Here is a 23,134-nt window from a genome sequence, read left to right on the forward strand (position 1 = left end):
GTCTTGATCCGGCGGCAGCAGGCAGGCATGGGGCGATTCCCAGCGGTCAGACGGGTTGGTTTGGCGTGTGCCATCGCCACCATCCTTACCCTTACCGCCTGCACCGGCAGCCCGTCGTCGCCGGGTTCGGCGGCAACTCCCGGTGGCAGCAGCAGCCCGGCGTCGCACGGGCCTCCCAAGAGCCTCCGGGTCGAGCACAAGCTCGACGTCGGGTTGCAGCTGCCATGGTCGGTCACCTTCCTGCCAGACGGCACTGCGCTGGTCTCCGAACGCGATTCGGGCTTGGTGAAGAGCATTCGCGATGGCCGCGCAGCCACCGTTGGCCAGCTACCGGGCGTGGTCCCTGGCGGGGAAGGCGGGCTGCTGGGGCTCGCGCTGTCCCCGACGTTCGAAACGGACCACTGGCTGTACGCATACTTCACTGCCTCCAACGACAACAGGATTGCCCGGGTTAAGCTCAGCGGCGATGCGGGCGGCAGCCTCGCCCTTGGCGCAACCGAAGTGGTCTTCAGCGGGATACCGAAGGCGTCCACCCATAACGGCGGCCGCATCCGGTTCGGCCCGGACGGGCTCCTCTACGTGGGCACTGGTGACTCGCAGCGGCGTGACCAGCCGCAGGACCCCAGCGCCCTTGGAGGCAAGATCCTGCGCCTGACGCAGGAGGGCCACCCGGCGCCCGGGAACCCTTTCGGCAATGACAACCCGGTATACAGCTATGGCCACAGGAACGTCCAAGGCTTGGCATGGGACAGCGCGGGGCGGCTCTGGGCCAGCGAGTTTGGGCCCGACGTGGACGACGAGTTGAACTTGATTACCCCTGGCGGCAACTACGGGTGGCCAACAGTGACCGGAGCCCCCGGAAGGAAAGGATTCATCGACGCCAAGGTTGTTTGGCCGTCAACGTCGGAAGCTTCACCCAGCGGGTTGGAGATAGTGGACGGCGTCGCCTACACGGGGGCACTCCGGGGCCAACGACTTTGGGCCGTTCCACTCGAAGCTGAGGCAGCCGGCACGCCTGTGGCTTATTTCACAGGACAATACGGGCGCTTGAGGGACGTCGCCAGGGCCCCTGATGGGAGTTTGTGGGTCGTCAGCAACAACCAGAACCCTGATTTTGCGCTGATTTTGGGGCCTTGACCCCTGGCCACAGATGGTCGCGGGCCTCGATTTCACACTGAGGGGTAAGTCGTGTAGAGTTACTTGTCGTTGCGGAGATCGCCGGGGAAATCAAAGCCCCCATGCGGTTGAATACAACAGCTGCACCTCTAGCTCAACTGGCAGAGCAATTGACTCTTAATCAATGGGTTCCGGGTTCGAGTCCCGGGGGGTGCACCACAAAGAAAGGCCTTGGAGATCAATGATCTCCAAGGCCTTTCGTATTTAAGCAGTGGCGAAAGAATAGCCATCGCGAAAGTTCGACATGCCACGAGAACATTGGTCATAAGCGCACGAAAAGTAGTGTAGAGTTATTTGTCGTTGCGGAGGTCAATGAGGAATGCGAATTCCTCGAATCGACCAGAGTAATAGCTGCACCTCTAGCTCAACTGGCAGAGCAATTGACTCTTAATCAATGGGTTCCGGGTTCGAGTCCCGGGGGGTGCACCACAAAGGAAAAGGCTCCGGATCGTGTCTACGATCCGGAGCCTTTCTGTTTCCCGCGCAGGCTATCCCGCGCGGGGCGTGTTGTTCATACGGGGCGCTGGACGCGCTCAGCCTTGGGACAGCTCGGTCCCGTCATCCTGGACCGCTTGCTCCGGTGCCGGGATGCCGGCCAGCCCCCGGACCACGATCCTCAGTTCTTCACGCAACCTGGCGGTATCCACGGCTACGGGCGACAGGACGTCCTGCTCAAGCTTCACGGCTTCTGCGAGGGCTGCCGTTCCGGCCTCCGTCAGTGTCACCACATGGCTCCTGCGGTCGGAGTCACTGCGGTGCCGCGTGACGTGCCCGTGCAATTCGAGCCTCGCGAGGGTAGTTCCCATGGTCTGGGCCTTGACCCTTGCAACCTCGGCCAGGGCGGCTTGGGTTATGGCACCCTTGGCGGCAAGCACCTGCATGGCAATGACGCCGGCGTGGGTAAGGCCGATGGACTTCAATTTTTCGTTCCACGAGATTTCCACCAGGCGCGCAGCCGTTGAAAGCAATCGGGTAGTGGGCCATCTCTCCATATCTGGCATGCCGACAGTATATGCGCGCAACAGGCCCGGACGTGCCTTCTCCCCCACTAAACTGGTAAATCGCGATCATAAGCAAGGAGAATATTGTGGCTGAACGACTTATCCCGGGCGACACCGCACCGGACTTCACCCTTCAGGACCAGACCGGCAATAACGTGGGATTGTCTGACTTCCGCGGCCGAAAGACCATCGTCTATTTCTACCCGGCGGCCTCCACGCCCGGGTGCACCAAGGAGGCGTGTGATTTCCGCGACACGCTGGGTTCCTTGCAGGCCGCCGGTTACGGGGTCGTTGGCATTTCCCCTGACTCGGTCAAGGACCTGGCCAAGTTCGCAGATGCAGAAGCCCTGACGTTTCCGTTGCTCTCCGACGCTGACCACGCGGTGGCCGATGCGTACGCTGCCTGGGGCGAGAAAAAGAACTATGGCAAGACGTACATGGGCCTGATCCGTTCCACCATCGTGGTGGACGAGGAAGGAAAGGTTTCCTTGGCGCAGTACAACGTACGGGCCACAGGGCATGTAGCCAAGCTCCGGCGCGATCTGAAGCTGGACAAGTAGCGGGTACACTGGAGGCCGGTAGAAGGCGGTCCATGGGCCGCTTGGCTGCCGCCGGCGCGAGTGGTGAAATTGGCAGACACGCAGGATTTAGGTTCCTGTGCCTTCGGGCGTGGGGGTTCAAGTCCCCCCTTGCGCACAAATGCAGTGAAGAAGCACAGCGGCTTCGGGCCGCAGGCAGTGCCCCTTGGTGAGACATCCCGGGGGCACTTTTTCCTCCAGCAGCCGGGGAGCTTCCTGAAGATGCGCTGGGGAGTGCACTCAGGACGTTCAATTAGACTGGAATGCGGTCTGGCCGAAGCCGGCCACAGCACTTCCAACCGGCTTGAGGGGACAAGAGTGGCAAGCAGCAAAAGGCGGCGCCTGACCGTACAGTTCGGAGCCGTGGTTGTGGCCTTGGGGCTGGCGGCATGTACTGGAACAACAGGTCCCGCGCCTTCTTCCCCTGGCAGCACCGCCGCTGAGCCCACCGCAACTTTCAACTTCGGGACATCCTCCATGCCGTTGGGCCTCGATCCGGCATTGACGTCGGACTCCGAGTCCTACCGCATCACCCGCCAGGTCCTCGAAGGCCTCGTGGGCGTCGACGGCGAAACCGGGCAGACTACCCCGCTTCTGGCGACGGAATGGAAAGACAGCAACAACGGCCTCAGCTACGATTTCACGCTCCGCTCCCAGGTCACGTTCCATGACGGAACCCCGCTGGATGCCACCGCTGTCTGCGCCAACTTCGACCGCTGGTTCTCGTTCTCCCCTGAACTCCGGAAGCAGGCCCCGGGAATCTCCTTCCAGAGTGTGTTCAAGGCGTATTCGGACGCCCCGGTTTTCTCCATCTTCAAGGACTGCAAGGTAGTTTCGGCCAGCAACGTCCAGATCAACCTGACGCGGCCCTTCACTGGGTTCCTGAAGGCACTCACGCTGCCGGCCTTCGCGATCTCCTCCCCCACAGCTTTGGCAGCCCAAAAAGCAAACGTCCTGGACCAGGTCCGCAACGGCGAGGCGATCTCCACCTACGCGAGCCACCCGGTAGGAACCGGACCTTATGAATTCAGCGCCTGGGACGACAAGCAAGTCACCCTGGCGAGCTACAAGAACTACTGGGGAAACCGCGGCCAGATAGCCACCATCAACTTCATCCCTTACGACCGCGCCGAGACACGCCAGCAGGCCTTGCTGGACGGGAAAATCGACGCCTACGACCTCGTGACTTCCGGAACCTTCGATCAATTGGTCAAGAAAGGTGTCCAGATCATTCAGCGGGACCCCTTCTCCGTGATGTACCTCGGCATCAACCAGGCCGTTGCGCCCTTGGACAAGCCGGAGGTCCGCCAGGCCATTGAGATGGCCATCGACAAGGAATCGCTGATCCGGAAGTTCTTCATCGACAACACCACGCAGGCGTCACAGTTCGTGCCGCCGAAGCTCAGCGGCTTCAACAACAATGCCCCCTCGCTGGGGTACAACCCTGACAAAGCCAAGGAGCTCTTGTCCAAGGCAGGCTACAAAGGCGAAGAGCTGAAGTTCTACTATCCGCTGAACGCCACCAGGGCCTACATGCCTACGCCGGAGAAGATCTACGCGGAAATCAGCCGTCAGCTGGTAGCCGTGGGTTTCAACATCAAGCCTGTTCCCGTGGACTGGGAAGATGGCTATCTCCAGAAGGTGCAGTCACCCGGGGACCGGGCCCTGCACCTGCTCGGCTGGAACGGCTCCTATGCCGATGCCGACAACTTCCTTGGTCCGTTGTTCGGGGAAACCCGCGCAGAGTTCGGGTACTCCGATTCGGACGTCTTCCACAAGATCGAGCGGGCACGTGCAATGCCCGACGGCGATGAGCGCAACGCGCAGTACCAGGCCATCAACGCCGACATCGCTGCTTCAGTACCGGCTGTTCCCATCGCTTTCCCCATCTCGGCATTGGCTTTGTCCGACAAGGTGGAAAGCTACCCCGCCTCCCCCGTGCTGAACGAAGTTTTCACGAACGTCCGCCTAAAGCCTTGACGATTGGCCGTAATTTCAGTATTGAGACTGCGCGGGGATATTCTGTAGCAGCCAGTGCCGCCGCTAACGGAGATTGATTGTGACCTTCATTTCCAAGACTCAACATGCCGACGTCGTCCTTATTGGCGGCGGAATCATGAGTGCCACCCTGGGTGCGTTCATCAAGCAACTTGAACCCTCCTGGACCATCTCCATGTTCGAACGACTCGACGAAGCGGGGCTTGAGAGTTCCGGTCCGTGGAACAACGCAGGCACCGGACACGCCGCGTTGTGTGAGCTCAACTACTCCCCGGCAGCCAAAGACGGTTCCGTGGACCCGTCCAAGGCGCTGCACATCAACGAGCAGTTCCAGCTGTCCCGGCAGTTCTGGTCCCACTTGGTGGACAGCAACGTCATTGGTTCCCCCAAGGGCTTCATCAACACCGTTCCGCACATGAGCTTCGTCATTGGCGATGACCACGTGAACTTCCTGAAGACCCGTTATGAGGCCCTCAGGCCGAACACGCTGTTCCGCAGCATGGAGTACACCGAGGACCAGGCCCAGATCGCCAAGTGGGCGCCATTGATCGTCAAGGGCCGTGACCGCAAGCAGCGCGTCGCCGCTACCCGCGCGGCGGAAGGCACCGACGTCGACTTCGGTGCCCTGACACGCGAGCTGACCGGCTACCTCCAAGGCAGCGGCGCCGAAGTCAACTATGGGCACGACGTCACCAACATCAACCGCGCAGCGGGCGGTGGCTGGGACCTCTCCCTCAAGCACGCCAAGTCGGGCGAGCACGGACGCATCCACGCAAACTTCGTCTTCGTTGGCGCTGGCGGCGGGGCGCTGCACCTGCTCCAGGCCTCCGGTATTCCGGAAAGCAAGGGCTACGGTGGATTCCCCGTCTCCGGCCAGTTCTTCCGGTGCACCGATGACGCCATCACCTCCCAGCACAGCGCGAAGGTCTACGGCCAGGCATCGGTTGGCGCGCCTCCCATGTCCGTCCCCCACCTGGACACCCGCTACGTGGATGGCAAGCGTTCCCTCCTGTTCGGCCCGTATGCAGGCTTCTCCACAAACTTCCTGAAGACCTCCAGCTACCTGGACCTTCCGCTGTCCATCCGTCCGGGGAACATCATCCCGATGCTGGCAGTGGCCAAGGACAACATGGACCTCACGGCCTACCTCATCAAGGAAGTTGCCAAGCGCCACGAAGCCAAGGTCGAATCCCTCCGCGAGTACTATCCCGAGGCTTCCGGCGGTAACTGGGAGCTGATTACTGCCGGACAGCGTGTGCAGATCATCAAGAAGCACCCGCAAAAGGGCGGCGTGCTCCAGTTCGGCACCGAAGTTATCGCCTCCCGCGATGGCTCGATTGGCGCTCTTCTTGGCGCATCCCCGGGAGCTTCCACTGCCGTGCCGATCATGATCGAGCTGCTGCAAAAGTCGTTCCCCAAGAACTTCAAGGGCTGGCAGTCCAAGCTCAAGGACATGATGCCCGGCTACGGCGTCAAGCTCAACGAGAACCCCGAATTGGCTGCCGAGCTGGAAGCAAGCACGGCCAAGTCCCTGCAGCTGGAAGTGGCAAACGCCGTCCAAAGCTAGGCCATCCCGGGGCTGCGGCCGGTTCCCGTCAGACGAATCGTTTCGTAGACCTCAGGAGTCAATGCAATGTTCCGCCTGGCCAAGCTGTCCCTGGGAAACCGGGCCCTGATCGCGCTGATCACCGTCTTTGCGGCGGTGTTCGGCGTGATCACCATGGGATCGTTGAAACAGGAACTCATTCCCTCGATCGAGTTCCCACAGATCACGGTTGTCACCTCCATGCCGGGCGCCTCTCCAGAGGTGGTGGACAAGCAGCTCAGCCAGCCGCTCGAAACGGCCCTGAACAGCGTCGAGGGCCTTGAGTCCACCACTTCCACGTCCCGCAACGGCGTTTCCCAGATCACCATGGTGTTCACCTACGGTTCAAACCTGGACAGGGCCAGGAACCAAATCGACCGGGCTATTTCCAACGCCAAGCGGGCTCTGCCGGCCGACGTCGAACCACAGGCCATCGCCGGCAACATCAGCGACTTCCCGATCGTCTTCCTGGCAGTCTCCTCGGACAAGCCACTGAGCGAACTCAATGCCGACCTGCTGCGGCTCAGTGTCCCCCGGCTACAAAAGATCGACGGCGTCCGTGGCGCCGATGTCACGGGCGGCGCCCGTCAGCACATCCTTATCCAACCCCGCCCGGCCGATCTTGCCAGCACCGGGACGTCGGTCCAGTCCATCAGCAGTGCGCTGAAGAACAACGGCACCCTGGTGCCTGTGGGGACCATCGAGGACCAGGGCAAGACGTTGTCGCTGCAGCTCGGCAGCCCGGTGGATTCCTTGGATATCATCAAGGGACTTCCGCTGGCCGGTGCCAAGAATGCTGCGACGATCGGCGCGGTGGCCGACGTCAGCATCCAGGATGATGCCGCCACGTCCATCACCCGCACCAACGGCAAGCCCACGCTGGCCTTGTCGGTCACCAAGAAGCCCGAGGGCGATACTGTCGCTATCTCCCATGCGGTGCGGGATGCCATCGGACCCATGCAGGACGAGCTGGGCAACAACGCGACGTTCACGCCGGTCTTTGACCAGGCTCCGTTCATCGAAAAGTCCATCAAGGACCTCACTACCGAGGGCCTCCTTGGCTTGGGCTTCGCTGTGGCCGTCATCCTGGTGTTCCTGATGTCCGTGCGGTCCACCCTGGTTACGGCGGTCTCGATTCCGTTGTCGCTGTTGATCACCTTCATCGGCATCTCCGCCACCGGGTACTCGCTGAACATCCTGACGTTGGGCGCGCTCACCATTGCGATCGGCCGCGTTGTGGACGATTCCATTGTGGTAATTGAGAACATCAAACGGCACCTCAGCTACGGGGAAGACAAGCTGACGGCCATCCTGACATCCATCCGGGAAGTGGCCGGGGCGATTACCGCATCCACGCTCACCACCGTGGCAGTGTTCCTGCCCATAGCGTTCGTCGGGGACCTGGCCGGCGAATTGTTCCGCCCGTTTGCCTTGACGGTGACCATCGCTCTGTTGTCGTCGCTGTTGGTCTCCTTGACCATTGTTCCCGTCCTGGCCTACTGGTTCCTCTCTTCCAAGGGCAAAGGCGTGGAGGATCGCTCCTCTGCCAGGGAGTCCGCGGAAAAGGCCAGGGAGGCGGAACAGCGAAGCCGCCTCCAACGCGGTTACCTGCCCATCCTTGAGAAGACACAGAAGCACCCCGTTCTCACGTTGTCCGCGGCCGCAGTGGTCCTCGTCGCCACCATCGCGGTTTCGCCGCTGCTGGCTACGGATCTGTTGGGCCGCTCGGGCGAAAACAGCATGACGGTGCGCCAGGTCCTTCCGGCCGGAACGAGCCTCCAGGCCACCAGCGATGAGGCCGCGAAGATCGAGGACGCCCTCAAGGACATGGATGGCATCAAGGACGTGCAGGTCACCTCCGGAAATGCGCAGACGGGCTTCGCGGCGCTGACGTCCACAGGATCGTCCAACTCCACGTTCACGATTGTCACTGACGAGAAGGTGAACCAGGCCAAGCTCCAGGACGCAGTCCGCGCCAAGCTCGAGGGGGCGGCCGGCAAGGTCACTGTTGGATCCCAGCAAGGTGGCTTCGGTACGTCGTCCACGGTGGACATCACCATCAAGGCCGCCAACTCAGCGGACCTGCGGACGGCCAGCGATGCCATGGTCCAGGCGATGACGGGAGTACCGGGAAGCACCGAGGTGGCTACCAACCTTGCCTCAACCCAGGCGGTGGTCCAGGTTCGCGTGGACCGTGCCAAGGTGGTAGCTGCCGGGCTGACGGAGGAGCAGGTGGGCGCCTTCCTTGCTTCCACGGTCAGCCCCATACCTGCCGGCACGGTACGCATCGACACCAACGACTATCCGGTGCAGATCGGCCAGGGAACCCGCTTCACCAGCATCGCCGCCGTGCGCGCGCTGCAATTGCCGACGGCGCGTGGTCCCGTATCGCTGGAAAGTGTCGCCGCCGTCGAACAGGTGGACACGCCCGTGTCCATCACAAGCAGCAACGGTCAACGGACCGCAAAGGTGACTGTGACGCCGTCGGGTTCCAACCTTGGCAGCGTCAGCAGCGCCGTCCAGCAACGGCTGGCTTCTGTCGAATTGCCGTCGGGTGTTACCGCCACGATCGGTGGGGCCACCACACAGCAGGCAGAATCCTTCCGGCAACTCGGCCTGGCGTTGCTTGCTGCCATCGCGATTGTCTACGTCATCATGGTGGCGGCCTTCAAGTCCCTGATCCAACCGTTAATTCTTCTGGTTTCGGTCCCCTTCGCCGCCACCGGTGCCGTCGGCCTGTTGCTGCTGACCGGGGTTCCCTTGGGCCTCCCCTCACTGATCGGCATGTTGATGCTGGTAGGCATCGTGGTCACCAACGCGATCGTGCTCATCGACCTCATCAACCAGTACCGCAAGCCACACGATGGACGCGCCGGCATGAACGTGGCCGATGCCATCACGCACGGGGCCCGCCAGCGCCTGCGCCCGATCCTGATGACTGCCCTTGCCACCGTGTTTGCGTTGACTCCCATGGCGCTGGGCCTGACCGGGGGCGGCGGCTTCATATCGCAGCCCTTGGCGATTGTGGTCATCGGCGGCCTGGTCTCCTCTACCGCGCTGACACTGGTCCTGGTTCCAGTGCTCTACAAGCTGGTGGAGGGACGGCGCGAGAAACGGCAGCTGCTGAAGGACCTGCAGGATAAACCCACTCCACAACCCGAAGGCGCGGGCGGATCCGACGAGTTCCAAGACTGGACCACAGGCATGATTCCCCGGGTGAAGGGCCGCCGCGCGGCCCATAATCCCGCGGAGTAACCGCGCACCAACCCCTCACGCAGGGCCGGGAACATTTCCCGGCCCTGTCCTGTTACAGCCACTGATACATGCAAATGCATCTAGTTTGAGGTACACTGTTTACAGAGCCCGGGACCACGGGCAGGGAGAAAGGCACATCATGCAGATCGGCGTATTCAGCGTCAGTGACATCACCACTGACCCCACAACGGGCCGCACGCCCACGGAGAACGAACGCATCAAGGCGTCCGTAGCCATCGCCAAGAAGGTCGAAGAAATCGGCATGGACGTGTACGCCCTGGGCGAGCACCACAACCGGCCGTTCTTCTCCTCCTCCCCGACCACCACGCTGGCCTACATCGCAGCGCAGACAGAGCGCATTACGCTCTCAACGGCCACCACCCTGATCACCACCAATGACCCGGTCAAGATCGCCGAAGACTTCGCGATGCTGCAGCACCTCTCCGATGGCCGAGTGGACTTGGTCCTTGGGCGTGGCAACACCGCGCCGGTTTACCCCTGGTTCGGGAAAAACATCCAGGACGGCATCGAACTTGCCATCGAAAACTACAGCCTGCTGCGCAAGCTGTGGGATGAGGACACCGTTAACTGGTCGGGCAAGTTCCGCACGCCCTTGCAGAACTTCACCTCCACGCCGCGCCCGCTCGACGACGTCGCCCCGTTCGTTTGGCACGGCTCCATCCGCACACCCCAGATCGCCGAAGTGGCCGCCTACTACGGCGACGGCTTCTTCGCCAACAACATCTTCTGGCCCAAGGAGCACTACCAGCAGTTGATCGGCCTCTACCGTGAGCGCTACGAGCACTACGGACACGGCAAGGCGGACCAGGCAATCGTCGGCCTGGGCGGTCAGTTCTTCATGCGGAAGAACTCCCAGGACGCCGTCAAGGAGTTCCGCCCGTACTTCGACAACGCCCCGGTGTACGGCCACGGACCTTCGCTGGAGGACTTCACGTCCCAGACGCCACTGACCGTGGGCAGCCCGCAGGAAGTCATCGAGAAGACCCTGACTTTCCGCGAGGCCTTCGGTGACTATCAGCGCCAACTGTTCCTGATCGACCACGCCGGCCTTCCCCTGAAGACCGTCCTGGAGCAGCTGGACCTCTTCGGCGAAGAAGTACTGCCGGTCCTTCGCAAGGAATACGCCGCCATGAAGCCCGCCCACGTTCCCGACGCGCCCACCCACGCTTCCCGCGTGGCCGCAGCGCTGGAGGCCAAGGTCAGCGAGTCCGCTGCTGCCGGGGCCGCGGGGCAGGACGCCTGATGTCCGGTCCAACAGGCGCGGCGTCTTCCGCCGTTCGCCTCGCCGCCGAAACCTGGGAGTCCTTGTTCCGCTCGCAGGTGGCGGTGATGCGGAAACTTCAGTCCGGACCGGCCTTCAAGACGCTACCCGTCAAGGAGTACGACGTCCTGTTCACCCTGTCCCGGTGCCCGTCAGGGCAGCTTCGCCTGAACGAGATCAATGACAAGGTGCTGCTGAGCCAGTCCAGCTTGAGCCGCTTGGTTGACCGGTTGGAGAAGCGGGGTTTGGTGGAGCGCACCGCAGCGCCCGACGACGGTCGTGGAGTACTGCTCTCACTCACCGACTCGGGGCGCGAGTTGCAAAAGGCCATCGGCCGGGAGCACGTGCGCGACATCGCCCACTTGGTGGCTCCGGCCCTTACGGCAGAGGAACAACGCGAGTTGTTGCGGCTGACGGAAAAGCTCAGGGCATCGGTGGCGGGCCACTAGCGCAGGCTGACAAGCTCCCGGGGGTTCTCCTCCGGGAGCATTCCGTTAACGGAGGCACTGACTTTGAGTGTTTTCAACGACAGGCTGCCGCCCACGGTGGACAGGAATGCCGTGTCTGAGGAGTCGCGTCCCGCGGTGATGCGCAGCATGGATCCGCGCGGCGCCAGGCCCGTAGGGTCTATGACGTGCCAGGCGCCGTCGATGTGTGCCTCAGCCACTGCATGGAAATCCATGGGGCTCAGGCCAGGTGCGTACACGGCCGCCAGGCGCGCCGGGACATCCTTGGATCGCAGCAGGGCGATGGCCAAGTGGGCAAAGTCCCTGCAGACTCCCTTGCGGTGGAGCAAGGTCTCCACTGCCCCGTCGGTTCCGCGCGAGGAACCACTGACGTAGCGGAGCTCACCATTGACCCAATCGCGGACGGCCTGGAGCAGTTCCGCGCCGTGCAGTCCACCAAACTCCGCGTACGAGGTAGGAAGCAGCCTGTCCGACTCCGCGTACCGGCTGGGCCTGACATACCTGATCAGTTCCATGGGATCCGAGGTGTCGGGCTGCCCGATGCCGTGGACAGTAGCCCAATAGTCCACCGTGACTTCCGTGGGCTCATCGAATTCCAGGTAATGGAAGCGTCCCCCATGGTGGTCGTTGAGTTCGGCGTAGGGAACCTCGTTGCCGGCTGCTGTGATGGAAAGTCTCTCCGTCACAGAGTCGTAGCCCGGGTTGTTGGCTACGGCTATGGCCATGGCTACTTTCGTGCTGGCTGTGGTCTTGAAAACGAGCGTGGCAGCTACGTTGCGTTCCATTGATCTCCGGGGTGGGTTGCGGCAGTCGGCCCCCAAGCCGCCGTTTGCGTGGATCAGCCAATCGCAGGGCTATGGATTGACCTTCAGAGACAGTAGCATCCGCTGGGCATTGGCAAAGTCGGAGCCGTGGGCTGCGTATTTGGCGGCCAGGTCCAAGGTGTCGAACGCTTTGGCGGGAGCCACTTTTTCGTCCGCGGCAAAGGCATGGATGGCGGGGACGTCCGCGAAGGAATAATCGCCCCTGCCGGCCGGGCCCTGGACCCGGTTCCTGAGTTCGCAGGACTGTCCATCACTTCCTGCCACGACGTTGGTAATGCCAAAGGAACCAAAGAACCTGTAGCCCTGGATCACGCGGAAAACAACCCGGGGATCGATGGTATCGGGTCCATCGGAATGCGGTATGTCCAAGGGAACACTGCTGATCACCACATAGGGCCGTGACTGGCCGGCTGGGCAAGCAGCGGGGGCCGCCGTGGGCAGGCCCGTTTGGAGCGTGGCAACGTACTTCCCGGCCCCATCCTTGACTTCGACCTTCACAGCACCGGGCAGGGAACCGGCCTCCGGCGTGAGGGACTGGGCTATCCAGTCTTTGGGCAGCTCGAAGCTGACAGTCTTCGCAGGGTCGGTATAGGTCTTCCAGGACAACGCTGTCGCCGCAGGGCTGGGCCCGGCGCTGGGCGATCCGCCCGGATCAGCCGATGCGGACGGCGAGCCGGACGCGGAGTCCGTTGCCGTCGTCGTGCTTTCCGGCGTTCCCGTCCCGGATTCCGAACTGTTGGGTTGCGACGTGACGGTGGGGCCGACCTGCGGGCCTTTGTTGTCAGCCGAACAGGCCGTGCCGGCCAACAGAACACCGCATGCCAGTGCCACCGCGGCAACAGGCCGCGTTACCGGCCGGGTCGGGATCATCATGCCCTTCATGGTCCCAGCCTATCGGCGGGGATACCGCGACACGCACAGGGCTAGGCTGAGGGTATGGCTCCCGATCAGTACGACGAATATGAGGACACTCTGCCCACCATGTCGGCGGTTGATATAGCCGACTGGCGGTTGCGGACCTTCGCCCTGTACGACAAGGTACGGCAACTCGCAGCCACCAACCCCTTCGACGCCCATGTGTTCTGGCGCCAGGAACGGGATCTGATGTTCGCCACGCACCCCGCATCGGCGCTCACTGCGGACATGAAGGCGCGCTTTTCCGGATTGCGAACCGCCGACTACGACCCCTCCTTCCGGATGTACGCTGCGCTCTCGCCTGAAGGTACCGGCCAGGAGATGAACGTCGAAACGGGCACGGACGGCGTGGTGCCCTTCACCCGTATCGGCACCTTCGAACTTCCCGGGCTCGGTTCCCTGGCCGTATGGCGGCTGAGGAGCTACGGCGGAGGAATATTCGTTCCCTTCCGTGACGCCACCGCCGGGAAACCAGGCGGAAGCTACGGTGCTGGCAGGTACCTGTTGGATACGGTCAAGGGATCCTTCCACGGAACGAGGGGCTCTGGAGGGGAGCAGGAGTTTATTCTCGACTTCAACTTCGCTTATAACCCGTCGTGCGCCTACAACGAAGCGTGGGCTTGCCCGCTGGCGGGACCGGCCAACCGGCTGGCCGCGGACATTCCAGTAGGCGAACTGTATCTGGGCTAGCCAAACAGCCCGCCAGGACCAGTCATTGCGAGGGCGGCCACCGCTGCGACGATCGTCAGGGGTGCCACGATCAGGCCGGACAGCGCATACCCTTTCCATTTGACCAGTACGTTCATCCGGACCAGGCGATCATGCCACAGCAGTGTGGCCAGCGACGCCCATGGTGCTACGAGTGGTCCGGCATTGACGCCCACCAGCAAAGCGGCCATCCGTTCCGGCGTCCCAGCCAGGGGCTCCGCCAGCAGGTAGGCGGGCAGGTTATTGACGACGTTGGAGCCCAGGGCGCCCGTCATGGCCAACCTCAACAGGTCAATGAACCCGTTCCCTTCGCCTGCTGCCTGCCCCAGCAGCTCTGACGCGCCGACGTACTGGGCGGCTTCAACCACAAGGAAAAGCCCGCAGGTAAACAGCAGCAATGACCACGGAATCAGGGTCACCGTCAGTACTTTGGGTCGCCGGAGGACAAACGCCACCACCAGGATCGCCGCTGCTGCCGTTGCGGGAATCCAGATGGCAACACCAGAAACCAAGGCTGGCAGGAGGAGTACCAGTACGATCGCGCTGACCAGTAACAGGGTCTTATCCTGCGATACCTTGGGGCGGGCCGGTGCTGCTGGCCGGGTGGAGTCGCGGGCATAGGTCCTGCGGAGATCGCGCCTGAAGACGATCGCTATGAAAGCCAAAGGGACCACGACTGCAACCAACGACGGCGCCCACATCAGCTGGGCGAACTGTGCTGGGCTGATTCCGCCCAGGTTGTGCTGGGCCAGGAGGTTGGTCAGGTTGGAGATGGGTAGCAAGAGGCTGGCCGTGTTCGCCAGCCAGACCGTAGTCAGGGCGAAGGGCAGGACAGGGAGGCCAGCCTGGCGGGCTACCGTGACGACCACCGGAGTGAGCAGCACAGCCGTCGTATCCAATGAAAGGAAGATGGTGCTCAGGGTGGCGAACAGGGCTAACAGCAACCACAACAGGACGGCGCGGCCACGGCCCCACCCGCGCAAATGCCGGGCGATCCATTGAAAGGCACCGGCTTCACTGACGAGCTCGGTCACCACCGTCATGGCGACGACGAAGGCCAGGATCGGGGCCACCCTATCCACCAGCACCGTTACTTCGTGCCACGGGAGGATACCCGTGGCAACAGTGACCCCGCCCGCCACAAGGAGGATCAAACCAATTATCGCCAGACGCATGGAACGGATTCTAAGCCAGCGTTCTGTGTTCTTCCCCCGCGGCACGGGAATCAACGCGTCACCGTACCGTAAGCAATGAAGCCCCTGCGGCGACGGCCCGAAGCCTAGCCTTGAACCATGAACCGATTCCGGGGTTTCATCAGGGCCCACAGCCGCCTGCGGGCCAGTCAACCTCCGCGAACCTGAGCCACTTGCCGAATGCGTTGCGAGGCCCGCTCTGCGCGGATCGGATGGGATATGGGGCGTCAAACGGGCCTCACAACGCAGGAGATCTTCAGGGAGGACGTAGGATGTCTTCATGACCTCACGCCTTTCCCGTCGCATCGCCCGCGTCCGCCCTGTTGCCTCGGAGTCCTCCGCGGGCCAGGCTTTCGACGAACACTTCTTCGTGGCCAACGATGCTGCCGATTTCGACTCTGCTGAGGGCAGACAGTGGACGGTCATCGACTCGCCCTTCCCGTCATCACGGGCGAATGCTTCCAGCTCCAACCGGGAAGGGTGGGAGCCGGGCACCGTGGTCGGTGAAGACAGCTTCCGATTCCTGGCTCCCTCCATACCGGTCAACGTGCTCGGGATGGCCCACAACACCGGACAACCAGGCCGCGACCTGCCGCCGCAGGCATTCCATAAAGCGGCGTCCAGTGTGATCGGCCCGGATGACGCGATCCAGGTGGGCTCGACCGTGGGCCACGTGGACCCGGAAGCCGAGCTGACCGTCGTCGTGGGCCGTAAGGCGCGGGGCCTGACCCTGGCAACGGCGAAGTCCGCGATCCTGGGCTACACGATCGGCAATGACGTCTCTGCCCGCGACCTCCAGAAGTCCGACGAACTCTGGATCAGCGCCAAGAGCCAGGACACCTTCACGCCAGCAGGTCCCTGGATCGTCACGGAACTCGACGACTCAGCCCTCTCCATCGGAATTGTCCACAACGGCACGGAACTAAGGACCGCCAGTTCTGCGGACCTCGGCTGGAAAGTGGATGAGATCATGGTCTACCTGACCTCGTTCATGACGCTCCAGCCTGGCGATCTGGTGCTCACGGGCTTCCCGGCAGAGTGCGCGCGCATCCATCCCGGAGACACTGTTGTGTGCCGGGTAGAAGGAATCGGCGAGCTGCGCAACCCTGTCACCGGCGCTTCCTGGGAGGAGCACACGGCATAGTGTGTCAGGCTTAACACATGGAGATTGCCGCGGAAGCCACCGAGCTACGCTCCTCTCCCCTACGCAAGCCGCCCAAAAAACGGCACCGCGGCGTCTTGAAGTACCCGGTAGTGCGCCAATTGCTGCGGTTTACGGGCGTCGGTATCGTCTGCACAGCCAGTTCCTTGGCCATTTATGCGTTATTGCGTCCCTGGATCGATCCCCAACTGGCCAATGCTGTTGCCTTGATCGTGACGTCGTTGATGAACACTGCGTTGAACCGGCGGCTCACCTTCAAAATCACGGGCAGGAAGAAACGCGCCCAGGACCACCTCAGCGGCGCTATCGTCATCGGCATAGCACTGGTCATCACGGGCGGCAGCTTGGGCCTGCTGCATCTGTTCCGGCCCGAAGCCACGGTAACCGAGGAGCTCTGGACCACCACATTGTCCGGCTTCGTGGCCACGGCAGTGCGGTTCACCCTGCTACGGCACTGGATTTTCCGGCGCGCCCGCCACGTGTAGCCCGGGCTGGGGCTACTGGGGGGCCAGGTTGCGCACACGGCCGACGGCGGTTTCCACAGCGGCGGCGGCCAGCTCCAGTTCGGTGTCGGTTACAGCTGACGTGAAGCTGAAGCGCACGGAAGTTTGCGCAGTTTCCGGGGCGATGCCGAGGGCCACCAGAACGGGCGATGGCGCATCGGAGCCGGCCGCGCAGGCCGAGCCACTGGAACACACCACGCCAAGCCGCTCAAGCTCAAGCAACACCGATTCGCCGCTGGTTCCCGGGAAGCAGAACGACGCGACCGAGGGCAGCCGCAGGCTCCGGTGGCCCGTGAGCATGGAGTCGGGCACGGCCTGAAGTACCCGGTTGATGAACGCATCGCGCAGCAACGAAACCCTGGCCGCCTGTTCCTGTTGCTCGGCGTTCGAGATGCCCAGAGCCGTGGACAGGGCCACGGCGCCAGCAACGTTTTCGGTTCCCGAACGCCTGCCCCGCTCCTGGCCTCCGCCATGGACCAGGGGCTCGACCCGTAGGCGCCCCCTGGTGAACAGCACCCCGGACCCCTTCGGTGCCCCAAGCTTGTGTCCTGAGATGCTCATCGCATCCACGCCCAGGGCCTTGACGTCCACGGGAAGCCACCCAGCGGCCTGCACGGCGTCAGTATGGAACGGCACTCCGTGCTCCCTGGCCACGGCAGCAAGTTCGGCTACCGGCTGGACGGTTCCAATCTCGTTGTTGGCGTACATGATGCTCACCAAGGCAGTTTCCGGGCGCAGCACACCCCGTAGGGCAGCCACGGTGACCAATCCTTGGTTATCGACCGGTACGACATCGACGTCGAAACCGTGTACGCGCTGCAGGTAGCGGGCCGATTCTTCCACGGCCGGATGTTCGATTGCACTGATGACCACACGGCCCAGCGAGGGATCCGCCGCCCGCCTGGCCAGTGCGATGCCCTTGACCGCCAGGTTGTCCGCCTCTGTTCCACCGGAGGTGAAGGTCACCTCGCCAGCACGGCAGTTCAGTACCTTCGCGACGCCGGTGCGCGCCTCCGCGAGCGCAGAGGCAGCCGCTTCGCCCAGGCTGTGATGGCTGGAGGGGTTGCCGAACTCGCCGCTCAAGTACGGCCACATGGCGTCGAGGACTTCGCGGCGGATTGGAGTGGTGGCTGCGGCATCGAGGAAGATCATGGGAGTGACGTGGTCCTAGGGCTGCGATGTGGTGAGTTCGATGTCGAGGCCAAGGTCCAAAGCGCTCACGCTATGGGTCAGTGCGCCGACGGAAATGACATCCACGCCGGCCGCTGCGATCCCGGTGACGGTGTTGATGTTCACGTTGCCGCTGGCTTCGACGATGGCACGGCCGTCCACCTGCTTGACACCGGCGCGGAGCTCTTCGATGGAGAAGTTGTCCAGCATAATCGTGTCCACTCCGGCCGCCAGCACCGGTTCGATCTGCTCAGCATTGTCCACTTCGACTTCGAAGTGCGTGGTGTGGCCCAGCTGTGCTTTGGCTGCCGTCAGCAGCTCAGTCAGCTTGGTGGTGTCGCCGCCGGTCATGACGGCAAGGTGGTTGTCCTTGGCCAGGACCGCATCGGAGAGGCTGTACCGGTGGTTCGCTCCCCCGCCGCAACGTACGGCGTAGCGTTCAAGCACCCGGAGTCCGGGGGTGGTTTTCCGCGTGTCCGTGATCCGGGCACGCGTTCCTTCAACCAGCCGGACGAACTCCGCAGTCTTGGTGGCGATCGCACTCATGCGCTGCACCAGGTTGAGCCCTACGCGTTCAGCCAGCAGCACCGAACGGGCACTGCCGTTGACCCGCGCGAGGTGCGTGCCGGCGTCGAACGCTTCACCGTCGGCGAGCAGGAGCTCAACTTCGGTGTCCGGGTCCACCAGCTTCATTGCGTCGCGGAATACCGTGCCGCCACTGAAAACCCCTGGTACGCGCGCGTTCAGCACGGCTGTGGCCCGGGCCCCGGCGGGAATCAGCAGCTGGGAGGTGATGTCGCCGCTCGGAGCGTCCTCCGCAAACGCCCGTTCCAGGATCTCCCGGACAGGGGCTGCGGGGAGGGTCAGGTTAGTCATGGACGAGGCTCGCTTTCCGGCTCATGGTGTAAGGCTGGTCAAAATGTTCGACGGCGGCGGGTTCGGTCACGCCGTCGCTGCGGTAATGCGCGCCCAGCGAACGCCGCCGCTCCCGAGCCGCCTGCACCAGCAACTGCGCGGCCAACAGCAGGTTCGCGTCCTCATGCTCCCGCACCTCAACCGAGTCAGGAACAGTCAGCGGAAGCACCCCACTCTCCCACTCGCCAAGAGCCTCGGCGGCTTCAGCCAGCAATCGACCGCTCCGCAGCACACCGGCCTTGGCAGTCATGAGTTTTTGGAGCGCACTCCGAGAAAACGCGGGGCGCGACGGTTGTCCGGGTGACGTGCCGTCGTCGGCTGGCAGGGTCCCGGCAGCACGCGTCAAAGCGAGGCCGCCCGCGGCCGAGTCAGTACGCAGAGGGACCGCGTCAGCCGCCCCAATGAAAGCACTCACAGCCCGCCGCCCGAAAACGAGCCCCTCAAGCAACGAATTACTGGCCAGCCGGTTGGCACCCTGCACCCCGGTACAGGCAACTTCGCCGGCGGCCAGCAGCCCTGGAACCGAGGTCCGGCCGTAGAGGTCGGTCACCACTCCACCCATCCAGTAATGCGCGGCCGGTGCTACGGGCACGGGTTCCCGGGTCCAGTCGACGCCGGCTTGGCGGGTGTGTTTGCTGAGGGTCGGGAATCGCTTTTCCAGGAAGCCATGGCCGCGCACTTCTTCCACCATCCTTGCGTCGAGGAAGACGTGGCCGTTGGGGTCGTTGAGCTTTGCCAGGTGCAGGGCGATGCTGCGCGAGACCACGTCCCTGGGGGCGAGTTCGGCGTCGGGGTGGTAGTCGGGCATGAAGCGGTGGCCGGTGGCGTCCATCAGGATGGCACCTTCGCCGCGGACGGCTTCAGAGATCAGCAAGGGGTGGGTGTTGGTTTGGCTGCTTGCCGGCCCTTGGCCGATGAGAGCGGGGACCATGCACGTCGGGTGGAACTGGAAGAATTCAAGGTCGGACACCGTGGCACCGACGCGCCAGGCAAGCGCCAGCCCGTCAGCCGTAGCTACGGTTGGGTTGGTGGTCTGTGCGAACAGCTGCCCTGCGCCTCCGGTGGCGAGCAGTACGGCGTCGCCCTGGATGCTGTGGTGGCGTCCGTCCTGGATGTAATTGGCACCCGCGATGCGGCCGGCGCCGTGAAAGCCAGCGCCTTGGGACAGGGAGGTGACATGGGCGTGGCCGATCACGTGGATCCTGCCTGCTGCCTCAAAGTCCAGGACGGTCCTGATCAGTGCGGCGGCAACCCCGGCCCCGGTAGCGTCGCCCCCTGCGTGGAGGATACGTGGCGCGGAGTGGGCAGCTTCAAGGCCCAAGGCGGGATCGCCGTCGTCGTCCAGGTCGAAGCGGACCCCGAACCGTACCAGCCCGGCGATGTCCAGCGTTGCCTCAGTACAGAGCACCCGCACCGCTTCTTCGTTACAGTGCCCGGCGCCCGCCTTGAGGGTGTCAGCGATGTGGGCGGCGACCGTATCCCCGGGCGCCGGCTCGTCCAGGACTGCTGAGATGCCACCCTGTGCGTAGAAGGTGTTGCTGTCCGCGAGGGCACCCTTGGTCAGCAACACCACGTCAGCGCCGGCTTCGGCGGCCAGCAAGGCGGAGTACAGTCCGGCGATGCCGCTTCCGACGACGATCAGCCGCTTGGGCCGGGGCCCTCCAGCAACGCTCTCTGTGGTCATGCGAGGCTCTCTTCGGCTAGTGGGAATGCCTGTGCTAGGCAGGCTTGGCGGCCAGCATGCGCTCCAGGGCAACTTTGGCGTTGTCCTGTACGGCGTCGTCCACGGTGATGCGGTTGACGATGCGTCCTTCGACGAGTTCCTCCAGCACCCAGGCGAGGTAGCCGGGGTGGATGCGGTACATGGTGGAGCACGGGCAAATGACGGGGTCGAGGCAGAAGATGGTGTGCTGCGGGTTTTCCGCGGCAAGCCTGTTGACCATGTTGATTTCGGTGCCGATGGCGAACGTGGTGGGTTCGGTGGCGGCGGCTATGGCCTTCTTGATGAAGTCGGTGGACCCGGCGGAGTCAGCTGCGTCCACTACCTCCATGGGGCATTCGGGGTGCACGATCACGTTGACGCCCGGGAAGTCCTGGCGGGCTTTTTCGATCTGGCCTACGTTGAACCGCTTGTGCACCGAGCAGAAACCGTGCCAGAGGATCACCCTGGAATCGAGCAGTTCCTGCTCATCGTTGCCGCCGAGTTCCTTGCGCGGGTTCCACATGGGCATCTGCTCCAGCGGGACGCCAAGGGCTTTGGCCGTGTTGCGCCCGAGGTGTTGATCGGGGAAGAAAAGGACGCGCTGTCCTCGTTCGAAAGCCCATTCCAGGACCACTTTGGCATTGGAGGACGTGCAGACGATGCCGCCGTTCCGGCCGCAGAAGGCCTTGAGCGCAGCAGAGGAATTCATGTAGGTGACGGGGATGACCGGTACCCGGCCGTTAGCGTCCGGCTCCGTGCCGAAGATTTCCTCCAACTGCTCCCAGCATTCCTCCACTGAGTCCTCATCCGCCATGTCGGCCATGGAACAGCCGGCGGCGAGGTTGGGCAGGATGACAGCCTGCGCGGGCGTGGAGAGGATGTCCGCAGTCTCGGCCATGAAGTGGACACCGCAGAAGATGATGGCTTCGGCATCGGGCTTGGTCAGCGCGGCGTTGGCCAGCTGGAAGGAGTCGCCCACAAAGTCCGCGTACTGGATGACTTCGTCGCGCTGGTAGAAGTGGCCCAGGATGACGGCACGGTCCCCGAGCGTCGCCTTGGCGGCCCGAATGCGGGCGTCGAGTTCGGCGTCGGAAGCTTTCTTGTATTCTTCCGGCAGCTGGCCTTGGCGCGGTGTGGCCTTGGGTGCAACATCACTGCTGGAGGCACCAGGGCCATAAGCGGGCTCGCCGGCCAGGGCCTCGGCAAGGTCGTATTCCCATGGGCCCCTGGCCAAGGCCGGGCTGCACGTGGACCCTGCGCGGGAGAGGCCCTTCTCGGCTTCTTCGCGAGTGATCAGCTGGACGGCAGTGTTGACGCTGCTCATGGTGTACTCCTGTTATCTGGCCCGAGGCCGGGCGTGCCGGTGAAGCGGTAGAGGCGTGGCGGACGGTGTTTTCCGCCTTGCAGGTATTCACCGGTTTCTTCGATTTCCGGTGTGGCTTTGATGTGTCGGCGGAAGTTTGCGGGATCGAGCTGGCGGTCCAGCACTGCTTCGTAGACTTCCCGGACCTGGGCGAGGGTGAAGAACTCCCCCAGCAGGTGGTAGGCAATGGACCCGTAAGCCATCTTGTTGCGCAGCCGCCACAGGGCGTAGTCGACGATGGTGTTGTGGTCGAACGCCAACTCGCCGAGTTTGTCCGCGCGGAACCACCGCACATTCTCCGATTCGTCCGCGAGCGCAGCCTCAGTGGGTTGCACCAGCGCCCAGTAGACGATGGACACCACGCGTTGGGTGGGTGATCGATGGAGGCCACCAAAGGCGTATAGCTGCTCAAGGTAGTGCGGGGTAAGCCCCGTGGTGTCCCGCAGGTTCCGGGAGGCCGCGTCCTGCAGGGACTCATCATGTGCCAGTGGGCCGCCGGGCAACGCCCACATGTCCCGGTACGGTTCACGGATTCTGCGGACAAGCGGCAACCACAGCGTGGGGCGGCCGGATGTTTCGCTGGGGCGCAAGGCGAAAATCACCGTCGAGATAGCCAACGACGGCGGTGCGAGCCGCCGTTCGGCCACATTGGCTGAGCTGGTGTTCACGGCGTTCACCTCGCTTCGTCGCCGTTGCGATCCTGAGTGGATCTCAGTTAAAGTCATGTTGACTAGAACTAATGGTACGACTCAATCGGCATCCCGCAAAATGCTTTACGTCACACGGACTTCGCCGCCGCCTCCATCAGTGGAAGGGTGCGGCCTTGGATGTGGCTGTTCAGTACTATCACCGAGGAACAACGCACCACGGACTTGGTGGCGATCATGGCGTCCAGCACCCTCTGCATGTCGGGGTTGGACCGAGCGGCGATACGGACCATAAGGTCCGAGTTCCCAGTGACCGTGTGGACTTCGATGATCTCCGGAATCGCCCCCAGGCTTTCGATGATCGCGTCATGCCCGATTTCCTGCGTGATGGTCACGGAACAGAAAGCCACCACCGGGAACCCGAAGTTGGCCGGATCCGGCTGAGGCACCCACGATCCTATGACCCCGTTTTCGATCATTCGATCGATCCGCGACTGCACCGTAGCCCTGGCGACCTTCAGCACGCGCGAGGCCTCCAACACCGAAGATCGCGGTGAATCGGTGAAGAAACGTACAATTTTTGCATCAAGCGCATCGACCAGCATCAAAGTTCCTGTCCCCGGGGATCCATACCCATCACATCGCCACAGCAAAAAGTGATGTATCTTACAAACTGCGAGAATTATTCCA

20 protein-coding genes and 3 tRNA genes are annotated in these 23,134 nt (G+C 63.1%); 13 read left to right on the forward strand and 10 right to left on the reverse strand.

The annotated features are described in order from the left end of the window. Window positions 1-27 precede the first annotated feature (27 nt). The 3 genes from J2Y68_RS14255 to J2Y68_RS14265 all read left to right on the forward strand — a co-directional run bounded on the left by J2Y68_RS14255 (window position 28) and on the right by J2Y68_RS14265 (window position 1,605). Window positions 28-1,137 (forward strand): PQQ-dependent sugar dehydrogenase, encoded by a 1,110-nt coding sequence (locus tag J2Y68_RS14255; RefSeq protein WP_309994425.1) that lies wholly within the window; start codon window positions 28-30, stop codon window positions 1,135-1,137. Window positions 1,138-1,259: 122 nt separating this feature from the next. Next, window positions 1,260-1,335, forward strand: a tRNA-Lys gene (locus tag J2Y68_RS14260). A gap of 194 nt (window positions 1,336-1,529) precedes the next feature. Next, window positions 1,530-1,605: transfer RNA gene (locus J2Y68_RS14265), tRNA-Lys, on the forward strand. A gap of 104 nt (window positions 1,606-1,709) precedes the next feature. Here the strand turns inward: J2Y68_RS14265 and J2Y68_RS14270 are convergent. Further along, window positions 1,710-2,177, reverse strand: coding sequence for a MarR family winged helix-turn-helix transcriptional regulator (locus J2Y68_RS14270; RefSeq protein WP_249184153.1), 468 nt, complete (start codon window positions 2,175-2,177; stop codon window positions 1,710-1,712). 86 nt (window positions 2,178-2,263) lie between these two features. Here J2Y68_RS14270 and bcp point away from each other — a divergent pair, with 86 nt between their 5' ends. The 7 genes from bcp (at window position 2,264) to J2Y68_RS14305 (ending at window position 11,324) form a co-directional block, all read left to right on the forward strand. Next, window positions 2,264-2,737, forward strand: a complete 474-nt coding sequence (gene bcp / locus J2Y68_RS14275) for a thioredoxin-dependent thiol peroxidase (protein ID WP_309994426.1) — start codon at window positions 2,264-2,266, stop codon at window positions 2,735-2,737. Between the two features lie 54 nt (window positions 2,738-2,791). Then, a tRNA-Leu gene (locus J2Y68_RS14280) sits at window positions 2,792-2,873 on the forward strand. 200 nt (window positions 2,874-3,073) lie between these two features. Continuing rightward, the gene (locus J2Y68_RS14285; protein WP_309994427.1) at window positions 3,074-4,735 is read left to right on the forward strand and encodes an ABC transporter substrate-binding protein; all 1,662 of its coding nucleotides are present in this window, start codon (window positions 3,074-3,076) and stop codon (window positions 4,733-4,735) included. Window positions 4,736-4,814: 79 nt separating this feature from the next. Further along, the gene (locus tag J2Y68_RS14290) at window positions 4,815-6,320 is read left to right on the forward strand and encodes a malate:quinone oxidoreductase (RefSeq protein ID WP_309994428.1); all 1,506 of its coding nucleotides are present in this window, start codon (window positions 4,815-4,817) and stop codon (window positions 6,318-6,320) included. 66 nt (window positions 6,321-6,386) lie between these two features. Next, a complete protein-coding gene (locus J2Y68_RS14295) occupies window positions 6,387-9,593 on the forward strand; it encodes an efflux RND transporter permease subunit (protein ID WP_309994429.1) in 3,207 nt (1,068 codons plus the stop codon). 139 nt (window positions 9,594-9,732) lie between these two features. Continuing rightward, entirely contained in the window at window positions 9,733-10,857 is a 1,125-nt protein-coding gene (locus tag J2Y68_RS14300) for an LLM class flavin-dependent oxidoreductase (protein ID WP_144649657.1), read from the forward strand. Beyond that, complete coding sequence (locus J2Y68_RS14305) at window positions 10,857-11,324, forward strand: MarR family winged helix-turn-helix transcriptional regulator (RefSeq protein ID WP_309994430.1); 468 nt, start codon at window positions 10,857-10,859, stop codon at window positions 11,322-11,324. Before J2Y68_RS14300 ends, J2Y68_RS14305 begins: the two co-directional genes overlap by 1 nt. Here J2Y68_RS14305 and J2Y68_RS14310 read toward each other — a convergent pair. Next, window positions 11,321-12,127, reverse strand: coding sequence for a transglutaminase-like domain-containing protein (locus J2Y68_RS14310; RefSeq protein ID WP_309994431.1), 807 nt, complete (start codon window positions 12,125-12,127; stop codon window positions 11,321-11,323). The two genes, J2Y68_RS14305 and J2Y68_RS14310, sit on opposite strands and share 4 nt — an antisense overlap. Window positions 12,128-12,196: 69 nt before the next feature. Beyond that, a complete protein-coding gene (locus tag J2Y68_RS14315; RefSeq protein ID WP_309994432.1) occupies window positions 12,197-13,048 on the reverse strand; it encodes a hypothetical protein in 852 nt (283 codons plus the stop codon). A 54-nt stretch (window positions 13,049-13,102) separates the two neighbouring features. Here J2Y68_RS14315 and J2Y68_RS14320 point away from each other — a divergent pair, with 54 nt between their 5' ends. Then, on the forward strand, window positions 13,103-13,771 hold the full coding sequence (locus J2Y68_RS14320) for a DUF1684 domain-containing protein (RefSeq protein WP_211711600.1): 669 nt from the start codon (window positions 13,103-13,105) through the stop codon (window positions 13,769-13,771). Here J2Y68_RS14320 and J2Y68_RS14325 read toward each other — a convergent pair. Then, window positions 13,768-14,964, reverse strand: coding sequence for an SLC13 family permease (locus J2Y68_RS14325; RefSeq protein ID WP_309994433.1), 1,197 nt, complete (start codon window positions 14,962-14,964; stop codon window positions 13,768-13,770). The genes J2Y68_RS14320 and J2Y68_RS14325 overlap by 4 nt on opposite strands. A gap of 298 nt (window positions 14,965-15,262) precedes the next feature. On the opposite strand from J2Y68_RS14325, the gene J2Y68_RS14330 reads away from it, so the two are divergent. Both J2Y68_RS14330 and J2Y68_RS14335 read left to right on the forward strand, forming a co-directional pair. After that, on the forward strand, window positions 15,263-16,126 hold the full coding sequence (locus J2Y68_RS14330) for a fumarylacetoacetate hydrolase family protein (RefSeq protein WP_309994434.1): 864 nt from the start codon (window positions 15,263-15,265) through the stop codon (window positions 16,124-16,126). Between the two features lie 17 nt (window positions 16,127-16,143). Further along, window positions 16,144-16,629, forward strand: a complete 486-nt coding sequence (locus J2Y68_RS14335) for a GtrA family protein (protein WP_309994435.1) — start codon at window positions 16,144-16,146, stop codon at window positions 16,627-16,629. 12 nt (window positions 16,630-16,641) lie between these two features. On the opposite strand, the gene J2Y68_RS14340 is transcribed toward J2Y68_RS14335, so the two are convergent. The 6 genes from J2Y68_RS14340 to J2Y68_RS14365 all read right to left on the reverse strand — a co-directional run bounded on the left by J2Y68_RS14340 (window position 16,642) and on the right by J2Y68_RS14365 (window position 23,049). Continuing rightward, window positions 16,642-17,799 carry a cysteine desulfurase family protein gene (locus J2Y68_RS14340; RefSeq protein ID WP_309994436.1) on the reverse strand — a complete coding sequence of 386 codons (1,158 nt, stop codon included), beginning with the start codon at window positions 17,797-17,799 and terminating at the stop codon, window positions 16,642-16,644. A gap of 15 nt (window positions 17,800-17,814) precedes the next feature. Then, window positions 17,815-18,693: a carboxylating nicotinate-nucleotide diphosphorylase gene (gene nadC / locus J2Y68_RS14345; RefSeq protein WP_309994437.1), complete on the reverse strand. Its 879-nt coding sequence runs from the start codon at window positions 18,691-18,693 to the stop codon at window positions 17,815-17,817. Next, window positions 18,686-20,416 (reverse strand): L-aspartate oxidase, encoded by a 1,731-nt coding sequence (nadB, locus tag J2Y68_RS14350; protein WP_309994438.1) that lies wholly within the window; start codon window positions 20,414-20,416, stop codon window positions 18,686-18,688. The genes nadC and nadB overlap by 8 nt, the downstream gene beginning before the upstream one ends. A 34-nt stretch (window positions 20,417-20,450) precedes the next feature. After that, complete coding sequence (gene nadA / locus J2Y68_RS14355; protein ID WP_309994439.1) at window positions 20,451-21,758, reverse strand: quinolinate synthase NadA; 1,308 nt, start codon at window positions 21,756-21,758, stop codon at window positions 20,451-20,453. Then, a complete protein-coding gene (locus J2Y68_RS14360) occupies window positions 21,755-22,474 on the reverse strand; it encodes an NUDIX hydrolase (RefSeq protein ID WP_211711591.1) in 720 nt (239 codons plus the stop codon). Before J2Y68_RS14360 ends, nadA begins: the two co-directional genes overlap by 4 nt. Before the next feature lie 101 nt (window positions 22,475-22,575). Further along, window positions 22,576-23,049 carry an Lrp/AsnC family transcriptional regulator gene (locus tag J2Y68_RS14365; RefSeq protein WP_211711590.1) on the reverse strand — a complete coding sequence of 158 codons (474 nt, stop codon included), beginning with the start codon at window positions 23,047-23,049 and terminating at the stop codon, window positions 22,576-22,578. Window positions 23,050-23,134: the final 85 nt, after the last annotated feature.

Source organism: Paenarthrobacter nitroguajacolicus, assembly GCF_031455195.1.
GTDB classification, from domain to species: Bacteria; Actinomycetota; Actinomycetes; order Actinomycetales; family Micrococcaceae; genus Arthrobacter; species Arthrobacter nitroguajacolicus_D.

What these genes read in the sequence shown, in the direction of transcription:
- J2Y68_RS14255 (WP_309994425.1), top strand. Translation starts at nt 28, where the DNA reads ATGGGGCGATTCCCAGCGGTCAGACGGGTTGGTTTGGCGTGTGCCATC.
- J2Y68_RS14310 (WP_309994431.1), bottom strand. Translation starts at nt 12,127, where the DNA reads ATGGAACGCAACGTAGCTGCCACGCTCGTTTTCAAGACCACAGCCAGC.
- J2Y68_RS14295 (WP_309994429.1), top strand. Translation starts at nt 6,387, where the DNA reads ATGTTCCGCCTGGCCAAGCTGTCCCTGGGAAACCGGGCCCTGATCGCG.
- J2Y68_RS14315 (WP_309994432.1), bottom strand. Translation starts at nt 13,048, where the DNA reads ATGAAGGGCATGATGATCCCGACCCGGCCGGTAACGCGGCCTGTTGCC.
- nadB (WP_309994438.1), bottom strand. Translation starts at nt 20,416, where the DNA reads ATGACCACAGAGAGCGTTGCTGGAGGGCCCCGGCCCAAGCGGCTGATC.
- J2Y68_RS14270 (WP_249184153.1), bottom strand. Translation starts at nt 2,177, where the DNA reads ATGCCAGATATGGAGAGATGGCCCACTACCCGATTGCTTTCAACGGCT.
- J2Y68_RS14325 (WP_309994433.1), bottom strand. Translation starts at nt 14,964, where the DNA reads ATGCGTCTGGCGATAATTGGTTTGATCCTCCTTGTGGCGGGCGGGGTC.
- J2Y68_RS14340 (WP_309994436.1), bottom strand. Translation starts at nt 17,799, where the DNA reads ATGATCTTCCTCGATGCCGCAGCCACCACTCCAATCCGCCGCGAAGTC.
- nadA (WP_309994439.1), bottom strand. Translation starts at nt 21,758, where the DNA reads ATGAGCAGCGTCAACACTGCCGTCCAGCTGATCACTCGCGAAGAAGCC.
- J2Y68_RS14335 (WP_309994435.1), top strand. Translation starts at nt 16,144, where the DNA reads ATGGAGATTGCCGCGGAAGCCACCGAGCTACGCTCCTCTCCCCTACGC.
- nadC (WP_309994437.1), bottom strand. Translation starts at nt 18,693, where the DNA reads ATGACTAACCTGACCCTCCCCGCAGCCCCTGTCCGGGAGATCCTGGAA.
- J2Y68_RS14330 (WP_309994434.1), top strand. Translation starts at nt 15,263, where the DNA reads ATGACCTCACGCCTTTCCCGTCGCATCGCCCGCGTCCGCCCTGTTGCC.
- J2Y68_RS14300 (WP_144649657.1), top strand. Translation starts at nt 9,733, where the DNA reads ATGCAGATCGGCGTATTCAGCGTCAGTGACATCACCACTGACCCCACA.
- J2Y68_RS14365 (WP_211711590.1), bottom strand. Translation starts at nt 23,049, where the DNA reads ATGCTGGTCGATGCGCTTGATGCAAAAATTGTACGTTTCTTCACCGAT.
- J2Y68_RS14305 (WP_309994430.1), top strand. Translation starts at nt 10,857, where the DNA reads ATGTCCGGTCCAACAGGCGCGGCGTCTTCCGCCGTTCGCCTCGCCGCC.
- J2Y68_RS14320 (WP_211711600.1), top strand. Translation starts at nt 13,103, where the DNA reads ATGGCTCCCGATCAGTACGACGAATATGAGGACACTCTGCCCACCATG.